21 protein-coding genes and 1 pseudogene are annotated in these 21,592 nt (G+C 59.2%); 11 read left to right on the top strand and 11 right to left on the bottom strand.

All coding sequences use genetic code 11. The annotated features are described in order from the left end of the window. Positions 1-235 precede the first annotated feature (235 nt). The 3 genes from NKH52_RS17750 to NKH52_RS17740 are packed head-to-tail and all read left to right on the top strand — an operon-like array spanning position 236 to position 3,692. Positions 236-973 carry a vWA domain-containing protein gene (locus NKH52_RS17750; protein WP_352967494.1) on the top strand — a complete coding sequence of 246 codons (738 nt, stop codon included), beginning with the start codon at positions 236-238 and terminating at the stop codon, positions 971-973. Beyond that, positions 973-1,770, top strand: coding sequence for a PP2C family serine/threonine-protein phosphatase (locus NKH52_RS17745; RefSeq protein ID WP_352731871.1), 798 nt, complete (start codon positions 973-975; stop codon positions 1,768-1,770). The genes NKH52_RS17750 and NKH52_RS17745 overlap by 1 nt, the downstream gene beginning before the upstream one ends. Beyond that, positions 1,767-3,692: a helix-hairpin-helix domain-containing protein gene (locus tag NKH52_RS17740; protein WP_352731682.1), complete on the top strand. Its 1,926-nt coding sequence runs from the start codon at positions 1,767-1,769 to the stop codon at positions 3,690-3,692. The genes NKH52_RS17745 and NKH52_RS17740 overlap by 4 nt, the downstream gene beginning before the upstream one ends. Positions 3,693-4,121: 429 nt before the next feature. Here NKH52_RS17740 and NKH52_RS17735 read toward each other — a convergent pair whose 3' ends face one another. The 6 genes from NKH52_RS17735 to NKH52_RS17710 form a co-directional block, all read right to left on the bottom strand. Next, the gene (locus NKH52_RS17735) at positions 4,122-4,646 is read right to left on the bottom strand and encodes a ubiquitination-like system serine protease family protein (RefSeq protein ID WP_352731683.1); all 525 of its coding nucleotides are present in this window, start codon (positions 4,644-4,646) and stop codon (positions 4,122-4,124) included. A gap of 13 nt (positions 4,647-4,659) precedes the next feature. After that, positions 4,660-6,126: a phosphotransferase gene (locus NKH52_RS17730; protein WP_352731685.1), complete on the bottom strand. Its 1,467-nt coding sequence runs from the start codon at positions 6,124-6,126 to the stop codon at positions 4,660-4,662. A 116-nt stretch (positions 6,127-6,242) separates the two neighbouring features. Continuing rightward, entirely contained in the window at positions 6,243-7,577 is a 1,335-nt protein-coding gene (locus NKH52_RS17725) for a HesA/MoeB/ThiF family protein (protein WP_352731687.1), read from the bottom strand. Then, the gene (locus NKH52_RS17720) at positions 7,574-7,975 is read right to left on the bottom strand and encodes an E2/UBC family protein (RefSeq protein WP_352731690.1); all 402 of its coding nucleotides are present in this window, start codon (positions 7,973-7,975) and stop codon (positions 7,574-7,576) included. Before NKH52_RS17720 ends, NKH52_RS17725 begins: the two co-directional genes overlap by 4 nt. A 4-nt stretch (positions 7,976-7,979) precedes the next feature. Next, a complete protein-coding gene (locus tag NKH52_RS17715; protein ID WP_352731692.1) occupies positions 7,980-8,255 on the bottom strand; it encodes a hypothetical protein in 276 nt (91 codons plus the stop codon). Next, a complete protein-coding gene (locus NKH52_RS17710) occupies positions 8,255-9,169 on the bottom strand; it encodes a BrxR family helix-turn-helix transcriptional regulator (RefSeq protein WP_352731694.1) in 915 nt (304 codons plus the stop codon). Before NKH52_RS17710 ends, NKH52_RS17715 begins: the two co-directional genes overlap by 1 nt. A 534-nt stretch (positions 9,170-9,703) precedes the next feature. Between NKH52_RS17710 and NKH52_RS17705 the strand changes: the two are divergent. Further along, positions 9,704-10,032 (top strand): annotated as a pseudogene (locus tag NKH52_RS17705) (hypothetical protein). A 266-nt stretch (positions 10,033-10,298) separates the two neighbouring features. Here NKH52_RS17705 and NKH52_RS17700 read toward each other — a convergent pair. Further along, positions 10,299-10,763, bottom strand: a complete 465-nt coding sequence (locus NKH52_RS17700; protein WP_352731699.1) for a Ros/MucR family transcriptional regulator — start codon at positions 10,761-10,763, stop codon at positions 10,299-10,301. 417 nt (positions 10,764-11,180) lie between these two features. Here NKH52_RS17700 and NKH52_RS35510 point away from each other — a divergent pair, with 417 nt between their 5' ends. Together NKH52_RS35510 and NKH52_RS17695 are read left to right on the top strand one after the other, a co-directional pair. Beyond that, positions 11,181-11,423, top strand: a complete 243-nt coding sequence (locus tag NKH52_RS35510) for a Y4oE-related protein (protein WP_502908051.1) — start codon at positions 11,181-11,183, stop codon at positions 11,421-11,423. Between the two features lie 565 nt (positions 11,424-11,988). Next, the gene (locus NKH52_RS17695) at positions 11,989-12,201 is read left to right on the top strand and encodes a cold-shock protein (protein ID WP_292862605.1); all 213 of its coding nucleotides are present in this window, start codon (positions 11,989-11,991) and stop codon (positions 12,199-12,201) included. 489 nt (positions 12,202-12,690) lie between these two features. Here the strand turns inward: NKH52_RS17695 and NKH52_RS17690 are convergent, their stop codons facing one another. After that, positions 12,691-12,876, bottom strand: coding sequence for a hypothetical protein (locus NKH52_RS17690; protein ID WP_352731701.1), 186 nt, complete (start codon positions 12,874-12,876; stop codon positions 12,691-12,693). 237 nt (positions 12,877-13,113) lie between these two features. After that, the gene (locus NKH52_RS17685) at positions 13,114-13,356 is read right to left on the bottom strand and encodes a DUF982 domain-containing protein (RefSeq protein ID WP_127298076.1); all 243 of its coding nucleotides are present in this window, start codon (positions 13,354-13,356) and stop codon (positions 13,114-13,116) included. Between the two features lie 416 nt (positions 13,357-13,772). On the opposite strand from NKH52_RS17685, the gene NKH52_RS17680 reads away from it, so the two are divergent. The 4 genes from NKH52_RS17680 to NKH52_RS17665 all read left to right on the top strand — a co-directional run bounded on the left by NKH52_RS17680 (position 13,773) and on the right by NKH52_RS17665 (position 18,682). After that, entirely contained in the window at positions 13,773-14,969 is a 1,197-nt protein-coding gene (locus NKH52_RS17680) for a DUF932 domain-containing protein (protein ID WP_352731703.1), read from the top strand. 323 nt (positions 14,970-15,292) lie between these two features. Further along, on the top strand, positions 15,293-17,443 hold the full coding sequence (locus NKH52_RS17675) for a ParB/RepB/Spo0J family partition protein (protein WP_352731704.1): 2,151 nt from the start codon (positions 15,293-15,295) through the stop codon (positions 17,441-17,443). A gap of 118 nt (positions 17,444-17,561) precedes the next feature. Further along, positions 17,562-17,795: a hypothetical protein gene (locus tag NKH52_RS17670; protein ID WP_352731706.1), complete on the top strand. Its 234-nt coding sequence runs from the start codon at positions 17,562-17,564 to the stop codon at positions 17,793-17,795. 239 nt (positions 17,796-18,034) lie between these two features. Further along, on the top strand, positions 18,035-18,682 hold the full coding sequence (locus tag NKH52_RS17665) for a DUF1419 domain-containing protein (RefSeq protein WP_352731708.1): 648 nt from the start codon (positions 18,035-18,037) through the stop codon (positions 18,680-18,682). Between the two features lie 189 nt (positions 18,683-18,871). On the opposite strand, the gene NKH52_RS17660 is transcribed toward NKH52_RS17665, so the two are convergent. Next, complete coding sequence (locus tag NKH52_RS17660) at positions 18,872-19,330, bottom strand: hypothetical protein (RefSeq protein ID WP_352731710.1); 459 nt, start codon at positions 19,328-19,330, stop codon at positions 18,872-18,874. 223 nt (positions 19,331-19,553) lie between these two features. Here NKH52_RS17660 and NKH52_RS17655 point away from each other — a divergent pair, with 223 nt between their 5' ends. Beyond that, positions 19,554-20,234 carry a transposase gene (locus tag NKH52_RS17655; RefSeq protein WP_352731712.1) on the top strand — a complete coding sequence of 227 codons (681 nt, stop codon included), beginning with the start codon at positions 19,554-19,556 and terminating at the stop codon, positions 20,232-20,234. Between the two features lie 36 nt (positions 20,235-20,270). On the opposite strand, the gene NKH52_RS17650 is transcribed toward NKH52_RS17655, so the two are convergent. After that, complete coding sequence (locus tag NKH52_RS17650) at positions 20,271-21,464, bottom strand: DUF1173 domain-containing protein (protein ID WP_352731713.1); 1,194 nt, start codon at positions 21,462-21,464, stop codon at positions 20,271-20,273. Between the last annotated feature and the right edge of the window lie 128 nt (positions 21,465-21,592).

Raw genomic sequence — 21,592 nt, 5'->3', positions numbered from 1 at the left:
CCGATAGCGCAGAAAACCGCGATGCCCCAGCCGATCCGTTGTTGGCTGACCATTTCACCCTCCCTGCACAATACAAAACAGAGCGGTCCGCGAAAGTCGAATCGACTTTTGGGTGGCTAAATCTCAAGTCAATTGACAGCAGAAACCGAGCATCTGTAGATAGGGAAGGGGATTGAAAATTGGGGCGGGCAAGCGCATCGACGCGCTTTGCAATTCCGGTTTCAATAATTTTTGAATGCTACCTGCCGAATGCCGGGAGACCCGGGCTTGCGGGAAGCGATATTTCGGCGAAAAGGCGAGTAAAATGTCCAACCAGTTTGATCAGATACCGTTTGGGGCTGCAGAGTTCGCGGATAACCCCGAACCTCGCTGTCCATGCCTCCTTCTGCTCGACACGTCCTATTCGATGAACGGAGCGCCGATCGACGCGCTGAACCAGGGCCTTGTCGCCTTTAAGGACGAGCTCGCGGCCGACAGCCTGGCGATGAAACGCGTCGAGGTCGCGATCGTCACCTTCGGACCGGTCAACATCGTCGCGCCTTTCCAGACCGCTGACCTGTTTACGCCCAGCACGCTGGTGACCAGCGGCGACACCCCAATGGGTGCGGCGATCGAGCAAGGCCTGGAGTTGTTGCGACGTCGCAAAGATGAGTACCGCGCGAACGGCATCTCCTATTATCGCCCCTGGGTCTTTCTGATGACGGACGGCGCACCCACGGACAGCATCGTTGCTGCCGAACACGCCATCAAATCCGGCGAGGCGGCAAAGGCGTTTTCGTTCTTCGCCGTTGGCGTCGAGGGTGCCAACATGGACATCCTTGCCAAGCTCTCCACACGCCAGCCGCTGAAGCTAAGTGGCCTCAAATTCCGCGAGCTGTTCTCATGGCTCTCCGCATCGCTGTCAGGCGTCTCGCAGTCGCAGGTCGGACAGACCGTGGCGCTCCAATCTCCCGCAGGTTGGGCTGAGGTGTGATGTCTTGGCGCGTAGCGTCGGCTAGCGCCATCGGCACGTCGCATGTCACGGCCGGCAAGCCCTGTCAGGATAATTCGGTCCATGCCCTGATCGAGGGCAGGGAAGGTCCTATCCTCGCGGCCGCTGTCTGCGACGGCGCCGGCAGTGCGGCGCACTCCGAGGTTGGGTCTTGGCTGGCCGGGCAGAACCTGCTGGAGCTCATTTTCGTGCACTTCACAGAGAACGGTGCGCTCGATCAGATCGACCGGCCAAAAGCGTTGGGCTGGGTGGCCGAAATTGCCGAGCGCATCGCCGCTCATGCGCGCGCACTCGGGCATGAGGTGCGCGATTATGCATGCACGCTGCTGGTTGCCATCCTCGGTCCTACAAGCACCGTGTTCATCCAGGTCGGCGACGGCGCAATGGTCGTTTCACACGGCAGTGAAGACGGATGGTCCTACGTGTTCTGGCCACAGCACGGCGAGTTTGCCAACACGACGAACTTCGTCACGTCGTCAAATGTCGCGGATGTCCTCGAATTCGAGTTCGCGCCCCGGCGCATTGACGAGGTTGCGTTGTTCTCGGACGGTATCGAGAACTTGGTCTTGCACCAGGCTTCGCGCAGCGTCCATCAGCCTTTCTTCGATTCTATGTTCCAGGCGGTCAGACGATCGGCAGTGGCGGGCGAGGACTCTACGCTTTCGGATGGACTGAGGGCTTATCTATTGTCGCCACAGATCTGCGACAGGACCGATGATGACAAGTCGTTGATCCTGGCCACGAGATCGCCAGTTGAAGCGATGGTGGCCGCAAAATGAATGCCAAGGTCCGCGAGGTGTTCACCCTGCGAGGGGAAGCCCTCAAACTTGGCGAGATCGTCGGCCAGGGAGGCGAGGGCGCCGTCTACGACCTAGCTGCGCACAAGAACCATGTCGCCAAAATCTACCACCGGCCGCTCGAGCAGCAGCGGATCGACAAGATCCGTGCGATGGGCAAGATCAAGACCGATTCACTCGAAAAGCTGACGGCCTGGCCGACGGGGCTGGTCTGCTCCAAGGACAGCAAGCCCATCGGGCTGATCATGCCGAAGATCAGCGGTCGCAAGAGCATCCATCAGCTCTACAGCCCCAAAAGCCGCAGAACCGACTTTCAGAGGGTTGATTGGCGATTTCTGACACGTGTGGCGGCAAACACCGCGAGAGCATTTGCGGCCGTTCACGACAACGCCTGCGTCATCGGCGATGTGAACCACGGCGGTGTGCTCGTGGCGCAGGACGCTACCGTGCGCCTGATCGACTGCGACAGTTTCCAGGTCTCCTATCTGGGCCAGCAATATCTTTGCGAGGTGGGCATCGAGACCTTCACACCGCCGGAGCTGCAGGGCAGATCGTTTTCGGGCATCGTGAGGACGCCCAATCACGACAATTTCGGTTTGGCCGTGATGGCCTTCCTGTTGCTGTTCATGGGAAAACACCCTTTTGCCGGCCGATACGCGGGAACCGGCGACATGCCGATTTCGAAGGCGATCGAAGAGTACCGTTTTCCCTACGGGGCGAACGCCGCCGCAGTCGGAATGGCGAGGCCTCCGAGTTCGCCCGAACTCGCCATCGTGGGCCCACGACTTGCAAAGATGGTTGAGGATGCGTTCTCGCAAAGGGGAACGTCGGCTGGCAGGCCCGTGGCCCGGGACTGGGTGGCTGCCCTGGCGGAACTTGAAGCGAACCTCAAACAGTGCTCCGCCAATTCCAGCCATTGGTCACTTGGCTCAGCGCCGTGCCCTTGGTGCAAAATGGAAGGCGCCACGGGCGTCCCACTGTTCTCAACCGTTGTATCCGCCGGCGGGGCGACGCTTTTCGATATAGCCGGATTCCAGCGACAGGTGGACGCCATCGCGCATCCCGGGCCGGTGCCGGCCGTCCCTGAGAAGAATGTGATACCAGATCCCAACGCCTTGAAGCTCAAGGGGCACGCGCGCCGCACCAACTTCAGAGCAGGAATAGCGGCCGCAGTGGTCGGTGTCGTCGGCTTGATAATGGCGCAGATCTGGGTGCTGGGCATCGCCTTGGGGGTCTTTCTGGGGCTGAGAGGTCTCCTAAACAGGGACAGTGAGGCTGCGGAATACCGGCGCGTCGCCGCCGAAGCCGCCACCCAATGGAAAAACGCCCAAACCACATGGACGCAGAGGGCCGGGTCGGATGCTTTCGACAGGCAAAAAGCGGTCCTCGCCGGGCTCAGGCGCGAATGGGACATCTTGCCTTCCAAACGGGTAGCCAGGATCTCGGAGCTCGAGCGCAACCGCCGCCAGGCGCAACTGCACCGGTTCCTGGACAACTTTGAAATCTCATCGGCAAAGATCGAGAGCATCGGACCGGGCAAGAAACAGGTCCTGGAGTCGTATGGCGTCGAAACTGCGCTCGATGTCGAGAGGAACAAGCTCTACAGCGTGCCCGGATTCGGACCCAAAACCGCGCAGAAGTTGTTGAATTGGCGAAGGTCCATCGAAGCCCGCTTTGTCTTCGATACCTCACGCGCGATCGATCCACGCGACATCGCGCAGATTGACCAGGATATTCTCGGCGACCGCAAGCGGCTGCAGGGCGCCTTGATTCTCGGTCTGGAGCAACTCAAGCAGACAAGAGCCCAGATTCTTGCCGCCCGTGAACATAGTCGCCCGGAAATGGAGCGATTGCGGTTGGCATTGGATCAGTCGTCGGCAAACGTTGCCGCGATTTCAGTTTGAGACGGCTAACGCTGGATCGCCAATCGGGCTCGGTGAGTTGTGGCATACCTTCATCACCCTGGTTGCGTGTCAGTGTGAAATACCCATTTCACCTGGTTGGAGGCCTCGACGATTTTTGCCGGCCGGAGCGCTGACTCGAAGGAGAGGTGAACGGCGGCTTTGCGCCCAAAACTGCCGTTAGGATTAGCTTCGCCATCGTCTGCAAGTGGACGTCTGGCCCCCATTCCCTCCGCGCTATCAATCAACGACCGGCAACCCGGCGCGACAGCACCCGACCCTCGTCACCTTTCCCAATCCAGAAGCAAGGATGATTGTCACTGAAATATCTCGTGAATAGAATAGTCCGTCCGAACCATTAACAGCCGGTCACGGCAAACAGCAGGCAACCTTATCAAGATGACCTAACCTAACGCATAGATCGCCGAAGGCTTATCGACGCCTAAAAGTGTCGCGTTGGTCGTCTATGCCCTCTGTGAGCTCGCCAGCGGCAACAAGATCTCTGCACGCCTCCAAGACATCCCAGGGTATCTCTCGAAGTCTGTCTGCCACCTCAACATAGGAGGTGAAGCCCGAAGCTGGCCAAGCGGATAACACCCGCCTCCCCAAAGTCGCAAGATCGAGTTCTTGGCGGGGCGAATATCTTTTTCTGCCGAGGCCGAACATCAATATGTGGCCGCGCCAGATGACAAAGTGGCTCTTACATCCGGTGTCGCGCCAGACTGACGGAAAGACAGTGAGCCCTTCCGACTGCGCGTCGTAAAGCCTCCAAGCCTTCCCTGCCCTGTTGTCCAAATTGAGGGGGATTTCTTCGCCGCAACCACATGGACAGCGCAGCAGCAGCCACCGTGGTCTCCCGCGCGCCACGAGCACGGCGTCGCCAGGTTCTTTGAGTAGCTCAGCAGCTCCTATTCGTGAGGCGACCTCGGCTTTAAGTGAAATAAGCTGGCGGCTCATAGAGGTCCCCGTTCTACGGCAAAGCCGCAATAATCGTTTCGGCAATAGCGAAAGCCGCCGCGCGAATCCTCTCTCGCCCTACAGTTCCGTCCGGAATTCCGGCAAGGTCAAGATTGTCCGGGTTACATGCCTTGCTTAGATAGACTGCGGCTAAGATACGCGCGTACTGAAGCGGCCTAGTCTCCATCTGCCGAGCCTGCATCCTCACTTGACGCACGCTATCGAAAAACCAAGCGGATTTGTCCGACGCGGAGCAATGAAGATCGTCGTGGCGAAACGCCTCGATTGTATACAGGGAGGACACAGATTTCAGTATTTCCCCCTCCGCTCGTTTGTCGGTGACAAACCCATCGATGAACAGGCCGGCTTCTAAAGACGCAGCGTCAAACAGGAGGGGCTTTCCGACCTCAACACGTTCCAAGTCGATGATGATCGCGTCGTTCATCCGAACGAGGACGTTCGTGGCGTGCAAGTCTCCATGAATGACACCAATTAGCACAGGTTCTTTTGCAAGTCCTCGGACGAGCCCTTGCTTCAGTTCCTCAATGGAGCGCGTGGCGCCACAGCTTTCAATCAGCGGTTCGCGATGCGCTGGAATGTGGTTCCGTTGTGCGAGGCGGTCGACCAGAAACTCGGCAAGCGGCCAGTTATCCTCGATTTTAGCGGCCCGCCTCCACGCTATGAGAGTCTGGTTGAAAAGATGTCCAATAGCATGAACGCCTCTCCCGTCCCGGACGCAATCCCGCAGCGTTTCGGCCCCCACAACGAAGTCGCTCGTTATCAGACCCGCCGAGTGTCCTAAAACGCACCGTTCGACACGGAGCCTGGGTCCGAGGTGGAACGGGATGTTTTCAAGTGCGGTATTTTGATAACTTTGAAATTCTCGAGCTACCTTTGTGCGCGGGCCCACCTTAACGAAGCAGTGATACAAGGCGGGTCCTCCCACCGTATTTTCCGCAAACCGCGCGAAGGCCTCATACGCATCAACTCCTGATAGCCCGTCAGTCTTTCTGAAAAGTAGAATTGAGGAGCAGTCAGCGAATGCGCGCTGCAGCAGCTTGGTTCTCTCCGCGTCGAGCTTGGCGCCCTCAGGTATAAGATCCGCGTTGGGGGCTCGCCCTGCGGGATTGCGCGCAATCAGTTCGGGTAGACGACCACGATCTTGCTCATATAAAATGTGTACAGCGGGTCCGAATACCATAAGTGATGGGTCGTACCATTCGCCAAACAATTGAGCCATCGCTTTAGGGGGGAGACCAAATGTGGGCAATTCCAGCTGATTGATGACACCGAACAAACTGTCCTGAGATTGCCCGTCGCCGGCAGCGAAGAGGTATAGACGACAGTCGTAGTCAAGGACGGGAGCGAAGGTCTCTAGATCTCGACGGAGCGTGCTGGGCTTGCCAGGTTTTTGCTGAATGACAACAGCCTCGGTCCCTTCCATCTCTCCACGCGTCTGCAAAGACGCTTCGCTAAGCATGAAACACTCATAGCCCCACGACTCTAGTGCCGCTTTTACATCGTCAGGTGGTCCGCTTCGTACAAAGGCGATCCGTTTGCGGAGTTGTCTCGTTGGGAATTCTAAGATGGGCATCGCTAGTCACGCCTCGTGAAGAGAGGCCGATCATGGCCCCATGCCAAAGCGCCATTCTTAGAACAGATGAAGCAGTCGGGGTTTGGCGAGCCCTTTACCGATCGTAGTGATGGTGCCATGCCGCTGTAAATTAGGTGAGTGGAGTCGAGCGGTGCTTCGGCAACGATGCCCAGGATCATTGACACCGCGAGTGAAACGACGGTGCCATTCAAGGAGATCACGGATGGAGCAGGCTCCCGCGACCCGACAATATACGGGTCGAGCCGACGTTCCGATTCGTTCATCATGTCACGCCGGACCTCGCCGGCATCTAGAAGCTCACTGCACCAGAGGCACGGGAGGGTCGGAGAGAGGAGTTGGACCCGGCCATAGATGCCGGTGACTTCGCCGTCTCGCTGAATGATGGTTGAACCGACATCGATGCACGGAATCAAGTGTTGGTACGCCACCTGTTGCACGACGGAACGGCTGCCATGGGAATCGGTACAGCAGAGAATGAGATCAACCTGTGCAAGCTTCTGAGCAACTGCATCGTAGACCACGTCACCCGTAACGACTTCGACGCTGGCAGCAGCATCAAAGTCTTTAATGTAGCGCGCGGCGACAGCGACTTTTTCCGTCCCAACATCACCTGGTGTCGCACCAACCACGCGATTGAGATTGGTCTCTTCGAGGATATCTGGATCAACGAGCAGAAAGCGACGTATGCCCAGATGGACGAGCTGTTGGGAGACGACGGAGCCCGTGCCGCCAAGTCCAACAATGCCGACGCGCAGGTCGCCCAGCCGTCGTTGCCCCGCGGCACCAAAGGCACGCACTTGCCGATCGAACAAGTGAGAATAGTTGAGCGCGCCCACACGTGGCTCGAACTCGACTTTTCGCTTTGCGCCAAGCGCGAGTACCCGCAGTTCCTCCTGCGTTCCCAACCGCCTTGCGCGCAAACCGCCCTCGCTTAGCACCAACGCCGCATGGTTTCGGTTCTGACCTCGAGAGACCAAAAAGTCAGCCAATAGCCGTTCGCCACCGTTATCAATGGGTGAGAACACTGGAGGCGCCGCACCCGGGTGGGTGTGAGCAAAAACCAAGGTCAGATTCCGGGTGCGGGCACGTTTTGAGACGCGCGCCACAAAGTGGGGCGACAACTCAGCCCCATCAATGGATTGAACTGTGTAGTCTTCCTCCGCCGGGTACTCGATCTCCCGAACGAGGAGCCGAAACTGACCGTCATCCAACTTGCTTTCGGCGGCATAGAGCACTGCACAATGCTCTTGGTCCGAAGGCAACAAGCGCTCGCGCAACTCTTTGAGATCCTGATCGACGAAGCACAAATCGCTCATCGGGCCGGCCGCAATCGATCGAGGATGACGAGGAAAAAACTGTAGAGCGTATCCCTATTAGGATTCCATCCCTGCATATGCCACGAAAACCACGTGGTACTACGATTTGGCATGATGTCGCCCGGAATGCCGTTGGAGTCATTTGAAGCTTGAGGGGTTTCGGCCTCGCCAACCCGCAGTCCGGTGGGTTCTACCCAGAAACAATCAGGAACAGCTCCTGGGTAGCCGACTGGCGCGACGAACAATATGTCGGCCGCCGGACGGTTCCAGCCTTCAATGGCGATGCCGGTAACCTTGATGAGCGCGCTGCCTCCCGGTAGCGCGGTCATTGTGACGTTGGAGGCGGGACTGAGCTCAGCGACCCGCAGCTGCAAGTCGGCAAATTGTTGCTCAATCATATGCTCAATTCCGACCGAATGTAGCAGGCGGGACCGAGAAGAAGTGCTTCACATGTCCACGGTTGAATGTGACCGTTTGGCCATCTGAGACGGCGATATCGGGCTTGTCGCCTTCCTCCTCCTCGTAGAGGAGATAGTTCCCTTGGACTTGGCCGATCGTTTTGATTTGAAGGCCAGTCAGATGTCGTTGGTCCGTCGTGTAGAGTTTACCGTCGACGTGGAATTCGAATTTGTCATCGTGCCTATCATGATTCTTGTCGTCGTGCTCATTGTCGCTCACTATAGTTCTCCTTGGTGATTCCGGTGGGCGCTGTAAGGGCGTTTTCTCCCAGCCTCGATAAGGCCGGCCAGGTCTTCGGTAATCGCGGCTTCAATTGGCTGCTCAGCCACGTTCGCCTCAGCTGGCGGTTCGAGATGCAACTGACGCAACACGTAGTACGCCAGTGCTCGGCGTGATTTGAGCAGGAGCCGGCCGCTTTTCATGCCGTATTCCGCCTCGACAGTGCCTCTCTGGCTCTTTGACAATCCCGCCCTCGGCCGCAGAACGATGTCTATTGATGTGTGCCACTCTTGATCTAGAAGCGAGTCGATCGTGAGTGGGCGCGATGCCCGCACGCTGTCTATCCGAGCAAGCACGAAGTCTCTGAACTCTGCGCCCTCAAAACACCAAGCGCGCGCATGCCATCGCGCCCCATCGTTCGCCAATGCGTGTGGTGCTATCCAACGGATCGAGCTGTCGGGCCTTCGCATCGACTGGTAGGTCACCTGAACCTCTCTGCCCTGCCGAATTGCTGCCAAAACCTCCCTGAGGACGTCGGTTTTGACCGGTCGTGATGGATAGCTGAGGACTTCAGAGGGGGGCTCCCATCCAATGAAACTAGGAACAGTGTCTCCTCCCGCTTTCTTTGCGACAAGCTGATCCAAGTAGTACTCCGCCCCGAGGCGAGCGTGGCCAGAAACAAAATTGGGAGCGGCTCGATAGGTTTTGGCACTACGGTCATAGACGAGGTTCGCAGGCCACCTCTCCGCGTATGCTGCCAGATCGACCGAAGCTTGCTGAACTGAAATCCCAAAAAACTCGACCAACTGAGCGCGGTTAACCGTTCCCTCCCATCTGAGCTTGAAGTCAATGAACTCTATGCGGCGCTCAGCACCCCATCTCGCTCCAGGTTTATCAACGATCGCTTTTCCCACGACTCGCAACCAGTTATTTGATCCATCTAGTTTATAGTCTGATCACGCCAGGTGTGCAATGGTTGTTCTAAGAATGAATGAGTGGCGCCGACGGCCGAGATCGCAGGACGTGACCAGCTGCACTTTGGCCTTCACACCTATGACGGCTGGGTCCAACGTGCTCGATTGATCGCGGCGAGTTGCTTGAGGAGCTGGCCAAAGACAATGTACAAGATTGGAGGCAATAGAAGTGTGGTGTGAAAGATCCGCTTTGAGCTAATCCGAGATCGGACCTCAATCCGTTTGATTGTCAGGAATTCGCTCCGCGTAAGCAAGAAGCGGTCCGCTTGCTTCGGCCCCGTTGCGGCCATTTCTGAACTCCGGTACCAGCGCAACTGGCCTTGGGCGATGAGTGGAGACGGTCAGATGTTCCCGGTCTGTGCTCGAAAAGTCGCATAAAATGGCAACGTGGAACGATCGAGCGGGCGGTTGGTGTGTGGATAGTCAGACCTGGCCTATTGCCGATTGTGCCAGCCGGCGCGCATTTTCGCAGCCCTGGTGGCAGAGCATGTGGAATTGGTGTTGTTTGAGCAGTCACTCGGCAACATCGAAGGCCTGCATCGGCCGTTCTGTGATCGTGTGGCTGACGCTGCGGAGAAAACCGCAGGATCAGTTCTTTTCGATGTTCGTGTCGACGGCGATAGCTGCGTTCAGCGGATGGCCGCGATTGGGTATGGCGTCACCGGTACAGCAATAATCGTGATGGCGAATTGGCTGCCTGGTATGCGTCTCCGCTGAGTGAGCAAGCGAAGGGTGACCACTGCGGAGCGGCCATCATCCTGCTAGCCAAGCTTCGGAACTCAGGTCACTTCACCCGTATCTAGCTGAGCACCGCTTCCTACCTTGCGGGCCAAAGCAGCCGAAAGATGATATTCGACTGCAGGTGTACTTGACGTCCAACTCGTCAAATTCATCGAGTATCGAAAACGTTCTAACCAGATGGCGCGGCGGCGATGAGTCACCGGGTCCGCGGATACCAGCCATGAAATCATTTTTTTGAAAAGGGAAGGCGGGATGGCCCCGCCTTTTATGTTCCCCGCAAATTAAGCGGATGGCTGCAGCGGTTTAGAAACGAAGCTCGTTGCCGAAATCAAGCTGCGACCTTCTTGCGGGTCCGGTTCGTCGGTGCCGCCGGCTCCGGCGCTTTCGGTTTGCGGCCGAGCCCCATCGTCTTGGCTAATGCCGAGCGCGCGGCGGCGTAATTCGGCGCGACCATGGGATAATCAGCCGGCAGACCCCATTTGGCGCGATATTCATCCGGCGTAAGCCCGTGGTGGGTCGACAGATGGCGCTTCAGCGACTTGAATTTCTTCCCGTCCTCAAGGGAGATGATGTAGTCCGGTGTTACCGACTTCCTGATCGGTACCGCAGGCCTTAGCGCTTCCGGCATTTCTGCGGAAATGTTGCCGACCGTGCCTTTCAGTGCTGCATGCACTTGGCCGATCAGGGCAGGGAGCTCTCCCACAGGGACCGGATTGTTGGAGACATAGGCTGAGACGACATCAGCGGTGAGTTCGATGAGGACGTCGGTGTTGTTGTCGGCTTCTTCTGTCATGAAAACTCTCCGGGATGGCTTGAAGACAGTCCGCGAAGTCTTGCTTCATAGTGGCGGTTGTCGGTGAAAGCAATAAAGCCCCGGCAGGACTATTGCGATGCTGCGGTTAATGCGATGCATCCCGCCTTTTGCGGGCATTGATCCGGTGGGAGCAGACCCGGTCCTCATAAAGCTGCCGCTGCTCGCCGCCTCGATGAGGAAGGGATAATCGTAAACAATCCACGCCAGACCGTCGGGCGCCACAGCACAAATTTGGTTTCGAGGCGGTCCCGCCTAATCAGTGGTGCGGATTGCGGTGCGTGGTACTGCGCTGAACTGATCGAGTCTCCATTACGATTGATGTGATTTCTCGAAATGCAGGGGTGACGTAGGGGCCTCCAAGTATTAATTTTTCCTGGGTGGGTTGAGGAGGTCAACGTGAGAACTCACGATAGCGTAGTTCCAGGATGGGAGTTCTTAGCCGAGGGCGAGGCGATTGACGCTGCGATCGACAAATACGGCAAAGACCCGACGACGTCGGTCGCGTACTGTGCGTTCGAGACGTTTGGCGATCGAGGCGGACCCGAGCATCGGTTTTGGTTTGACCCTGTTTGTAAAGCTCGCAAAATCGGATCACTTGGGTTGGGCGTAGAGCTCGGGCTCAGTTCTCGCGTCAGCTAATTTAGATGCTCCCACAAAGCCAAACAGCCATTCGACCTACGCCGGAAACAATCGTGTCCCGCGGTGTGGTTGAGCTTGCGGCATTGGTCGAGGCGCCCTCCCGCATTGGCTAGGCTGATCAGCGCGCCACGGCTGGCAGATTCCTCAACCGCGTCGCGCTGATCGGCTCGCAGATCGGGGTGGGCTATGTCGCTATCCAGTCACATGACGTCTTCCTCTACGCCAGCATGATATTTTCCATCGCGTCGCGTCGCGTTGTCCGCGCCCGGGCCGTGACTCGAGCGAGGGAGTTTGGGTAGGTCTGCACACGCTGTGGCAGCATGGGCCGGCCGCTGTGGTCGGCATGGCGTGAATGTGCTGCTTTAGCGGTGAGAACAGCGACTTGGTGTTGCCTGGTCAATTACCGAGGTGGCGTCGGCGTTCAGCGGATCGCCGCTTGGCGCCAATGGCTTAAGACAGGGCAAAGGCTTGCCATTACCGCCATTTGCTGCATCCTTTCTGATGGCAGCGGCCGGTACGGCCAGCCAAACGGACATGTAGACACCTGCGGCAAGGAAACACCTATATGGCGACTGGAACGGTAAAGTGGTTCAACGCGACTAAGGGCTTTGGCTTCATTCAGCCTGACGGTGGTGGACAGGACGTTTTTGTCCATATTTCTGCTGTCGAGCGCGCTGGCCTGTCGACGCTCGTTGACGGCCAGAAGGTCAACTATGAGATAGAACAGGACCGGCGGACCGGCAAATCGTCGGCCGGCAACCTGAGCAAGGCTGGCTGAACCAGCCATGTGATTTCGGCAGGCGCATCAGGCACGCAAGCTTCAGTGCACCAAGATGATCAAGTCTGGTGGCCTACTGGCATGTGGTTGAAGTGTCACCTTTGCTGACCTGCATGCGCTGTGCGTCGGATGTTTCCTCCCATTCGTCCGGCGCGTTCCCCTCTGGAGGTTTTAACCTTCATCCCTGGCCGGACCATTGGTCCGGCCTTTTTTTGCGCGCGAGAAACGGGAAAACCGAGGCGACGACGCCCGGCGCCGCTTGGGCGATCTCGCTGCCAGAATTGTGCAGTATCGCGTTGCCACTTCACCGGGTGAAATGAGAACCATGATGAGAGCTGTCGAGCCGACGGTTTAACGTCGCCAGCCCGGCAGGCGAAAAACTGATCTAAGGCCGTTTTCTCGACCTGCCATTCTTGCCGGTCATTCGAAGGGCAATGGCAATTCGCCGCCAGCTGTCGCCGATATTTCAAAGCGATGTGGAAGAATTGACTATGCTGCAGGCTTGTCGAAGACCATAGGCAAACCACGGTTCGACGCCATCTCGACGACCAGTTCCTCGATTGCTCGATCGGAAAGGCGGGTCTGCAGGGTCGTACGGATTCGTTTGACCAGTTCATGCACCGGCAAAGGCGAGAGATCCTCGGCGTCATCGAGAAGCCGACTGACTTCGATCACAACGTCAGCATGATGTCGCTCGGCAAATCTCGCATATGCCATCTCCGATCAACGAAAATATTGCCCTCTTCCTGATCGTTGTCGAGTCAAGCAGATGAACGTCGGGTTGTTTCCCATGATGGCAGGACTCGATGTTCTGCTTCGACTGCACAAATCCAGGTCATCGCTGTGCGACAGCGTGAAGCTCTGCTTCCCCAGTCACTCTGGGAGCCATTGAGCCTACTATCCATTTGGCTATCAGTCGCTGCGTAGGATTTTCGCTTCTAACGCCGCTGTAACAAAGGCCCGTCTCGCTACCGGCGTCCGGGCTTCACCACGCAGAACCTGAAGACATGCATCCATAGCCAGTTTTCGCTTGTTCGTCTGATGAGGGAAACTCCGCAGCAGGATCGTCGCTGCGTCGTTCACATCGAATATGATGCGCTCACGGTCATGCCGGCCAACTTGCACCACCACGGGCCGGACGAACCTGCTCGACATGCAATTACACTCTCAATTCCGACCATGACACGGTCTTCCCGTATCATGACGTGGGGTCAATTTATACATTTCTAGCTAGGGCCAGAACAGAACTGCCAGTTGCCAATCTCAAGCCAAGTTGCCTGTCCAATTTCAGCAGGCCGCTACCTGAATTCGTATGGGGTTCTGGTCTTGTTGCGCAAGAAAGCACCGCAGAATTCTGTCGCGACCGGAAGGTGAGCGGCGCTTGCTCCCAGGCGCGAGCTTTCCTGAAGGCCGAGCCTTCCTTCCTGGGTGCCAGCCGTGACGCGGCCGCTGCCGCTATGGCGTCGCTGATAGTGGCGCGCCGGTGCCCGAGAGGAAGGGGGCGGGCGGGTTGCGGTGGCGGGTAAAGGTCCGGGAGAGAGTCTCCCGGCGCCCGCCAAGGAGCAACACCCATGACCCAGATGGAAATTCTTGCGCCCAAGCGCAACGAGCGTGCCGGTTACAAGGTCGACCCCAGCCGCGGCCAGCGTATTGGCCGCGTGTCGTCAGAATGGTTCAACCGGCCGGCGGACGAGCGATACCTGTCGCTCAACGACCTTGGAAAGGCGGTGAAGAGCCGGTCGGAGCGCAGCAAGACCCGCATCGTCGAAAGTGAGCTGATCCGCGTCGAGGCCAGCCGCGACGATCCGGAGCGCCTAAGGCTAATGCTGCCCGATGCGCCTGCCCCTGTTGCCCCCACGCATTGGAGTTTTGGCCAACTCGCCAGTTTGGTCGGCGCACCGGCCACCTATCTGCGCCAGCTCCCGGCCCCGCTCGCGGCGATCAACCTTCAGCATGGTCTCCTCAACCACCGCGCCGAGCAGGTGAAGACGCTGGAAATCGAGAACGGACGCCTCGAGCTGCGGGCGGTAACAGGCCCTGATTATGGCAGAATATTTGACTCAGAACTGGTGGACGCCGTGCAGAAGATCGCCGGCAATGGTACCGGCGACACGCGTTGGAAGGTACCCGGCGTGCTCGACTGGTCGACAGGTATCTACAATCCGCACGTCGACATCTCCCGCGACACCACGACGCTCTACGCGTCAGATCGCGATGTCTTTGTGTTCCTCGTCGACGATCTGAACCCGATCGAGGCCGGGCGGCTGCCAAATGGGGAACCGGATCTCTATTTCCGCGGCTTCTACTGCTGGAATTCCGAAGTCGGCGCCCGCACCCTCGGGATCGCCAGCTTCTATCTGCGCGCAGTGTGTCAGAATCGAAATCTGTGGGGCGTGGAAGATTTCGAGGAAATCACCATCCGCCACTCAAAATACGCGGCCTCCCGTTTCGCCCTGGAAGCCGAGCCGGCGCTGATCCAGTTTGCCGATTCCTCGCCCATGCCATTCGTCAACGGCATCAAGACGGCGCGGCAACGGATCGTTGCCAGAGACGACGAAGATCGCCAGGGTTTCCTGCGCAAGCGCGGCTTCTCCAAGTCCGAGATCACGAAGATCATCGATACTGTTCTCATGGAGGAAGGCAGACCACCGGAATCGATTTTTGATTTCGTGCAGGGCATCACGCGGGTCGCGCGCGACAAGCCGCATCAGGATGTCCGCCTGGACATGGAGGGCAAAGCCAAGAAGCTTCTCGACTTCGCCGCCTGATCCTGCGCAGGCCGGCAACGAAAACTCTCGTCGCCGGCCTGCCTCCGGGCCGTCTCCATCAATCCCAGCGCGGTCCTTCGAACAAGTGGACGGCCCTTTTCTCGTGGGAGGACGCGGTGACGCCAACATGCTGAAGGCGCCTCGGGCGCGGCTCGGCCGCGTCTAGATCCGCGAGCCGAAACCAGCAGCGCTTCATGTCGAGCCTGCAAGTCGGGAGGCGGCGCTGGCGTGAGGCCTGGAGGCAGAGGGGGGAGGGGAGGGTTGCTGACGGGCTTGGAGGTTCGGGGAGAGGCCCCGGGCCGCCCGTTATGGAGAACCTGACCATGGCAAAGAACGCCATTCAGAAGATCGCGATGAACGCCGCGGAGAATATTCCCTATGACAAGCTAATGTTGTCGCAGAAGAATGTTCGGCGCATCAAGGACGGCGTGTCGATCGAGCAACTGGCCGAAGACATCGGACGGCGAAAGCTGATCCAGAGCCTGAACATCCGTCCCGTGCTCGACGGCGAGGGCGAGGAGACCGGCACGTTCGAGGTGCCCGCCGGCGGCCGGCGTTATCTCGCGCTCGGCATCCTCATCAAGCAAAAGCGCCTGGCGAAGAACGAGCCAATCCCCTGCATCGTCAACCGCGGGCAGGAGACCTCGGCCGAGGAGGATTCGCTTGCCGAAAACCTGCGGCGCGCCGACCTGCACCCGCTCGACCAGTTCCGGGCCTTCAAGACGCTCAGCGATCAGGGCCTGGATCCGGAGGAGATTGGTGCCCGCTTCTTCGTATCGCCTGCGACGGTGAGGCAGCGCCTGCGGCTGGCATCGGTATCGCCGAAGCTGCTCGACCTCTACGAGAATGACGAGATCCGGCTTGAGCAAATCATGGCCTTCTCTATCTCGGACGATCACGGCCGCCAGGAGCAGGTCTGGGAGCGGATTGCGAGCTCCCACACGCAGGAACCCTATTACATCAGGCGTCTGCTGACGGAGACCACCGTTCGCGCCGACGATCGCCGGGCCGTCTATGTCGGTGCCGAAGCCTATGAGGCTGCCGGCGGGGTCATCCTTCGCGACCTGTTCGAGCAGGATTCCGGCGGCTGGTTCCAAGATGCGGCGCTCCTCGAGCAGCTTGTCTTCGACAGGCTGAAGGTGGATGCCGAGGCAATCCGCGCCGATGGCTGGAAGTGGGTCGAAGCGGCGATCAGCTTTCCCTACGGCCACACCTCCGGCATGCGGCGCATCTACTCCGAGGCGCAGGAACTGAATGCCGAGGAGATCGAACGCTACTACGCACTGAAGGCCGAATACGACAAGCTGGATGCGGACTATGCCCAGGCCGAGGATGCTGACGAAGCAATCGAGGCGAAGCTCGACCAACTGGGCGCCGAGCTCGATGCGATCGATGATCGTCCTCAAAGCTACGATCCCGCCCAGAAGGCCAATGCCGGTGTATTCGTTACGCTTGCCGCGGACGGCAAGCTCCAGATCGAGGGCGGTTTCGTGCGGTCCGAGGACGAGCCGCGGACCGAAGCCGGCGACGTCGATGAGGGCGAGGAAGGGGGCGCCGCCGGCGAAACCCGATCCAATGGCGACGACGGTGGCGACGGTGTTGTCGTCAACGGCAGGCCGGTGAATGACAGCGCTAATGACGATGGCGAGGATGATGGCATCAAGCCGCTGCCCGATCGGCTCGTTTTCGACCTGACCGCGCAGCGGACCTTGGCGCTGCGCAACGCGCTCGCCGGTGACGTCGACATCGCCATCGTCGCCGCGCTCCATGCCTTCGTCCTGCAGGTCTTTTATCGCTTCGCGCCGGACACGTGCCTGGAGATCAGTCTGAAGAGCGGCAGCTTCAGCCAGGTCGATGGTCTTGCCGAGACATCCTGGGCCAAGGAGATCGCCGAGCGGCACGAAGCCTGGGACCGCGATTTGCCCGATGAGGCGGAAAGCCTGTGGGACTTCCTTCTCGGCCTCGATGAAGCAAGCCGCAAGGCGCTGTTCGCGCACTGCGTCTCGCTGACCCTCAATGCGGTGGTCGAACCCTGGAACAGGCGAGCGAAGGCGCTCGAGCATGCAGACGTGCTTGGCCGCTCGCTCCAGTTCGACATGGTCGACGCGGGCTGGACGCCCACGGTCGAGTTCCTCGGGAGGCTCACCAAGGCGCGGATTCTACAGGCTGTCCGTGAAGCGCGTGGCGCAGACTCCGCGCAGCTGATCGACCACATGAAGAAGGACATCATGGCCCGTGAAGCCGCCCGTCTTCTCGAAGGATCGAACTGGCTGCCAGAGCCGCTGCGCGTTGAGGTCGATGAAGGGTCTGCCGATGCTGGCGACGCGGCCGCCGGCGACATGGCGGAGGAAGCGGCTCTCGACGGCGATGCCGCGGAGCTGCCGGCCTTCCTCGCCGACGATGCGGATCCGTCCTCCGATGAGCCGGTGACGATAGACAGCGACGAGGCGGACCACCTCCAGGCCGCCGAATAACCGGCCTCACACTCGCACAGGGCCCGGCACTCCCGCCGGGCCCTTTTCAGTTCCAACTCACTCTCGAGCCCGGGATCGCCATCGCGACCCCGGGGGCTTTCGTTTCATGGAGATCGACATGTTCGACTGGAACAGAAGCTGCTCCTACGACGAGCGGCAGAAGAGACGTTTCCACACGATAGCCCGTTCACGGCTGAAGAAACTCGCCGCCGAACTTGCCCTGCCGCAGGGAAGCTTTGACCTGCGCTCGAACAAGGCGGGCATAGCCGTTTCCGGTGAAATTACCCTGCACCACGACGACGCCTACATCCAGGTCGGCAGTTCGGTTTGTCCTCAGGTCACGGTATCCTGATCCGCACCTGCAAGGGCCGTAAAGACTACATCGGCGGGGCCAACCACTTCGTCGCACTCGGCATGCTCGACGATATCCCGGCGCTCGCCGCCGCCGTCCGTGCCATCACCGGGGTTGGTCGAGACGCTTCGTGTTCCTGCGAGCGACGCGCCGCCTAAACTCCTGCAAACCCCATCATCGCCAGTGCACGTGCCGGCCGCAGGCTTGGCCCGTCGCCAGCCACAACACAGGCAGTTGCCATGGCGCGGCGATGCCGCGCGTGGCCGACTTGCCTTCAGGAGAACCCCATGACCGCGCATCCACTGTTCAGGAAGGTGCTCGACGGCGTCGCCACCCGCGAGCAGATGTTCCAACTGTTCAGCCGTCACAAAGACACTCCCGGCATCGATCCGCTTTCCGGCACTCCCTATTCAGCCGAGTGGTTCGAGATCAACGCGTCAGAATATCACTTCATGCTCGATTTGCTGCCGCCGCTCTTCATGCGCACCGGCATGTTCGGCATGTCGGAGTTCAAGGCCGGCTACGTGACCAGCGTATTCTTCGCGATCCGGATCCGCGGGCGCGAGCGCTGGTTTCACGGGTTCTGCGATCTCACGGATCGGCAGGCGCCAGACAAGATGCGCGCCGCCATCATCGCCCACGAGACCGGCGCGAGCGACAGCATGACCCGCGCGGAAAAGCTCGAGGCGATCTGGAACATGACCCCTGTCGAAGTCAGGGGGATCGCCCGCAATGCAGATCCCGAGACCGGGTGGGCCGAACATCGCGGCAAACGCACGATTCTCGTTAACGCCGGAAGGCATGGTGCTGTCTTCAAGCTGCTCGATGATCTGTCGGAGCTCGAGATCGACGAGTTCCTGTCCAAAGTCCGATTGCGTCGGAGCTGATGAAGGAAGACGACGATGGGCAATCTATACGAACTGCGCCTCGGCGGCGAAACCTCTCCATCACGGTGACCGACTTTCGCTCAATGGATGCACCCGCGTACGGCCCATCCTCAAGCTGTTGAGACATGCGAGACCGTATGGCCAACTGCCCCGACGATATAAGCATCCGGCCCCCAGCATAACTTGGGGTCAGTGCCTGCCACGCGTAAGGTATCCGGCATTGCGTAAAGCGCCGATGAACAGGCTGGCCGGGCCGGCGATACTCGTCCTGGCCTGCGTTGCGAGCGGCAGCGTGTTCCAGTCCTTCAAGGGAGCGATGAAGCAGGAGAAAGTGCCATTGACCATGCAATGGCTGGTCAACAAGCCCTGCCTATCCAGTACCAGAACGCCTGTCTGATTGCTTGGATACCGGATGGCGGCGACGCGCTGAAATTCCATGTCGCCATCGATGCGCAAATTGAAAAGCAGGACGCCGTGACTTCTGTGGGCGATTTCTGCGACTTTTTCCGCGAAAGGAACAGAAAGCGCACGAACGCTGTCGACCGCCATCCCGAAAACAAGCGCGTCCAGCTCATCCGCCGCCATGAGAAGATTAGTTCCCAAGAATATAAGGATTGCAATCGCTCCAGCCGGATTGTGCACAGTCATCGCACTCCGCCGGCTAGACGCCTGAGCATCGCGTGTATGAGGCAGCTCTCTCTCGGCAGGCATGTTTGCCCCGTTGATTGAGCCGATTGCCCTAGGCCCATGACACACCGCTTGCTCGTTGCGGGGCTTCTCCGATAAAGCACGGCGAAAGCGATACGTCGGGTACTCGCTAACCCAAACTGCGACTTGGCTAGCAAGTCATGCTCACATCAAGGAACAGACTATGAAGCGCCAGATCCGGCCATTCATCGTGGAACTGAAACAGAGGCGCGGTAAGCAGAAGCCTAGCCATTCGATCTGGGGCGATCTTGACCTGTCCAAAATTGCCACGGAGATGACGCAGCCGGCTCATGCTGCTCAGCTTCCAAATTCCCAGGTGATTGACTTCAGTATAAGACCCCTTGATGCTGAAGGGGAAAAACCACAAGCGGAGCATATCATGGCCGATTTTCAGGACGCTCAAACTGTTCAGACGAGGGTGGCGCCAGCCAAAGTGGAAGTGCCTGAATCCAAGAAGAAAGTCCCGCGAGCAAAGAAAGCGAAGTCAGAGCTCGCAAAGCCGGCCGGCAAGAACGGGGCGAAGCCAGCGCCCCAGGAAGCTAAAGCTCCGTTGGCAGTCAAGACCACCCGCAAGACATATTCAGAGAAGGAACGCACCCAGAAGCTTGAGCAGATCGAGAAATCGATCGCTGGCGGCTCGACCAGCAAGATTGCGGTCGGCCAGGCCGGCATATCCGAGCAGACCTACTATCAGTGGAAGAGGTCTGCCGCACCTTCTTTAGACAGCGGCGATCTCCGCGATCTTGTCGCACTCGAAGAAGAAAACAAGCGCCTTAAGAATCTACTTGCCGACCGTCTGCGCAAGGAAAATGCCGAGCTCAAGAAGAAGCTGGGCCTGGCCTAAGGCATACTGAAGCATCGACGGAAATTCCGCCGACGCTCAAGGCGGTAGCGGCGGCATATCGCCTTCGCCGACCCGCCACACCCAGGAGCCGATCTCCGGTCGTGCGGCGATCATTTCGTCGAGCGACACTTCGAAGTTCTGGTCCGCTCCGGCCGGAACGACAAAGAGTGCAATCGGCTCGTCCCTGGTCTGAAGCAACGCATTGGCGATCGGCTGGTCGGGTTGCAGGTCAAAGCGCAATCCCTTCACGCTCTTCTCGCGAAGGCGGGCGAGCCCGTCGACGAGCCTTTTCTCCGGGACAGTCTCGTAGGGAATCCAGTTCTCGGACACCACCATCAACGCGACCTCCTCGACAAGGGCGAGGCCGGCCGGGTTCAGTCCGAACGTCGCGATCGTCATGAGATGCGAGCTGGGATCCGCTGCCCACAACGACAATTCTTTTTCAAAACGCGCCTGCAAGCGGCGATGCAATGCATCGTCGATGATGAAGGGAAAACCGGGCAGGTGCCTGATGACGAGTTTCTGACCGGAGCGGGCGGGCACGATCTCCTTCACTTCGCCGACCAGGACGAGCAACTTTCGGGGGCCTGATTTCGGCGGGAGCGCCGTGCCGAGAACCGCGTTGCGACGATTTTCGATCGCTTGCCTGTTCTCGGCGCGAAACGGCTCGGGCACGAACATGATATCCGCGAGCGGTCCGCCTCTCACGGTCATTTGCCCGGCGGCCTCGAGCAGATGCCAGCGGACATTCCACCAATGTCGCTTGCCGGCCCATCGCGATGTCCAGACCGTCAGCTCGGCCTCGTGCCAGAGATAATGAAGCAGGCCACGCAGCGACATCCTTCTGGGGTCGCCGGTTACACTGGCGGAGCTCTGGCCAGCAGGCACGGACGCGGCCCGGCTCCCCGTCTTCGACAGGCTGAAGTCCAACTTGAGGGCCGCCAAGCCATTTTGCGGATCGAGCTGTATCGCGCTGCCCATCAAGGCGCCCAGGCCGGACAGTTCGTAAGGCGCCTCATACGATTCACAGGATGGATCATGCCCGCCGCCGCTCAGCGGCATGCGCTTGATCAGGTGAAGGTCGCCGATGCGGGCGATGTACATCGGACAACCTGGCTCGCGGCACAGGCATAGCGGACGCTCGGTGCGGGCATAAGCGCTCGCCAGCGCCGCCTGCAGGTCAGGCGCTGCCTCCTCGTAGACCGCACTGCCAATTCTGAACCGTCGCATCACCTCCACAGCTCCAGGTCGCCGCCGCATCCCTGTGCGCGCATTCAAGTCATGGGTTTGCACAGAGCGCAACCCCTTTGGTGCATCGGCGCCAGAGGCAGAGGGGAGCCGGGAGGAGTGTGGCCCCG

The sequence above is a fragment of the Mesorhizobium sp. M1066 genome (genome assembly GCF_040318635.1).
In the GTDB taxonomy this organism is placed as follows: Bacteria; Pseudomonadota; Alphaproteobacteria; order Rhizobiales; family Rhizobiaceae; genus Mesorhizobium.
This window is presented reverse-complemented; position numbering and strand designations above follow the sequence as displayed.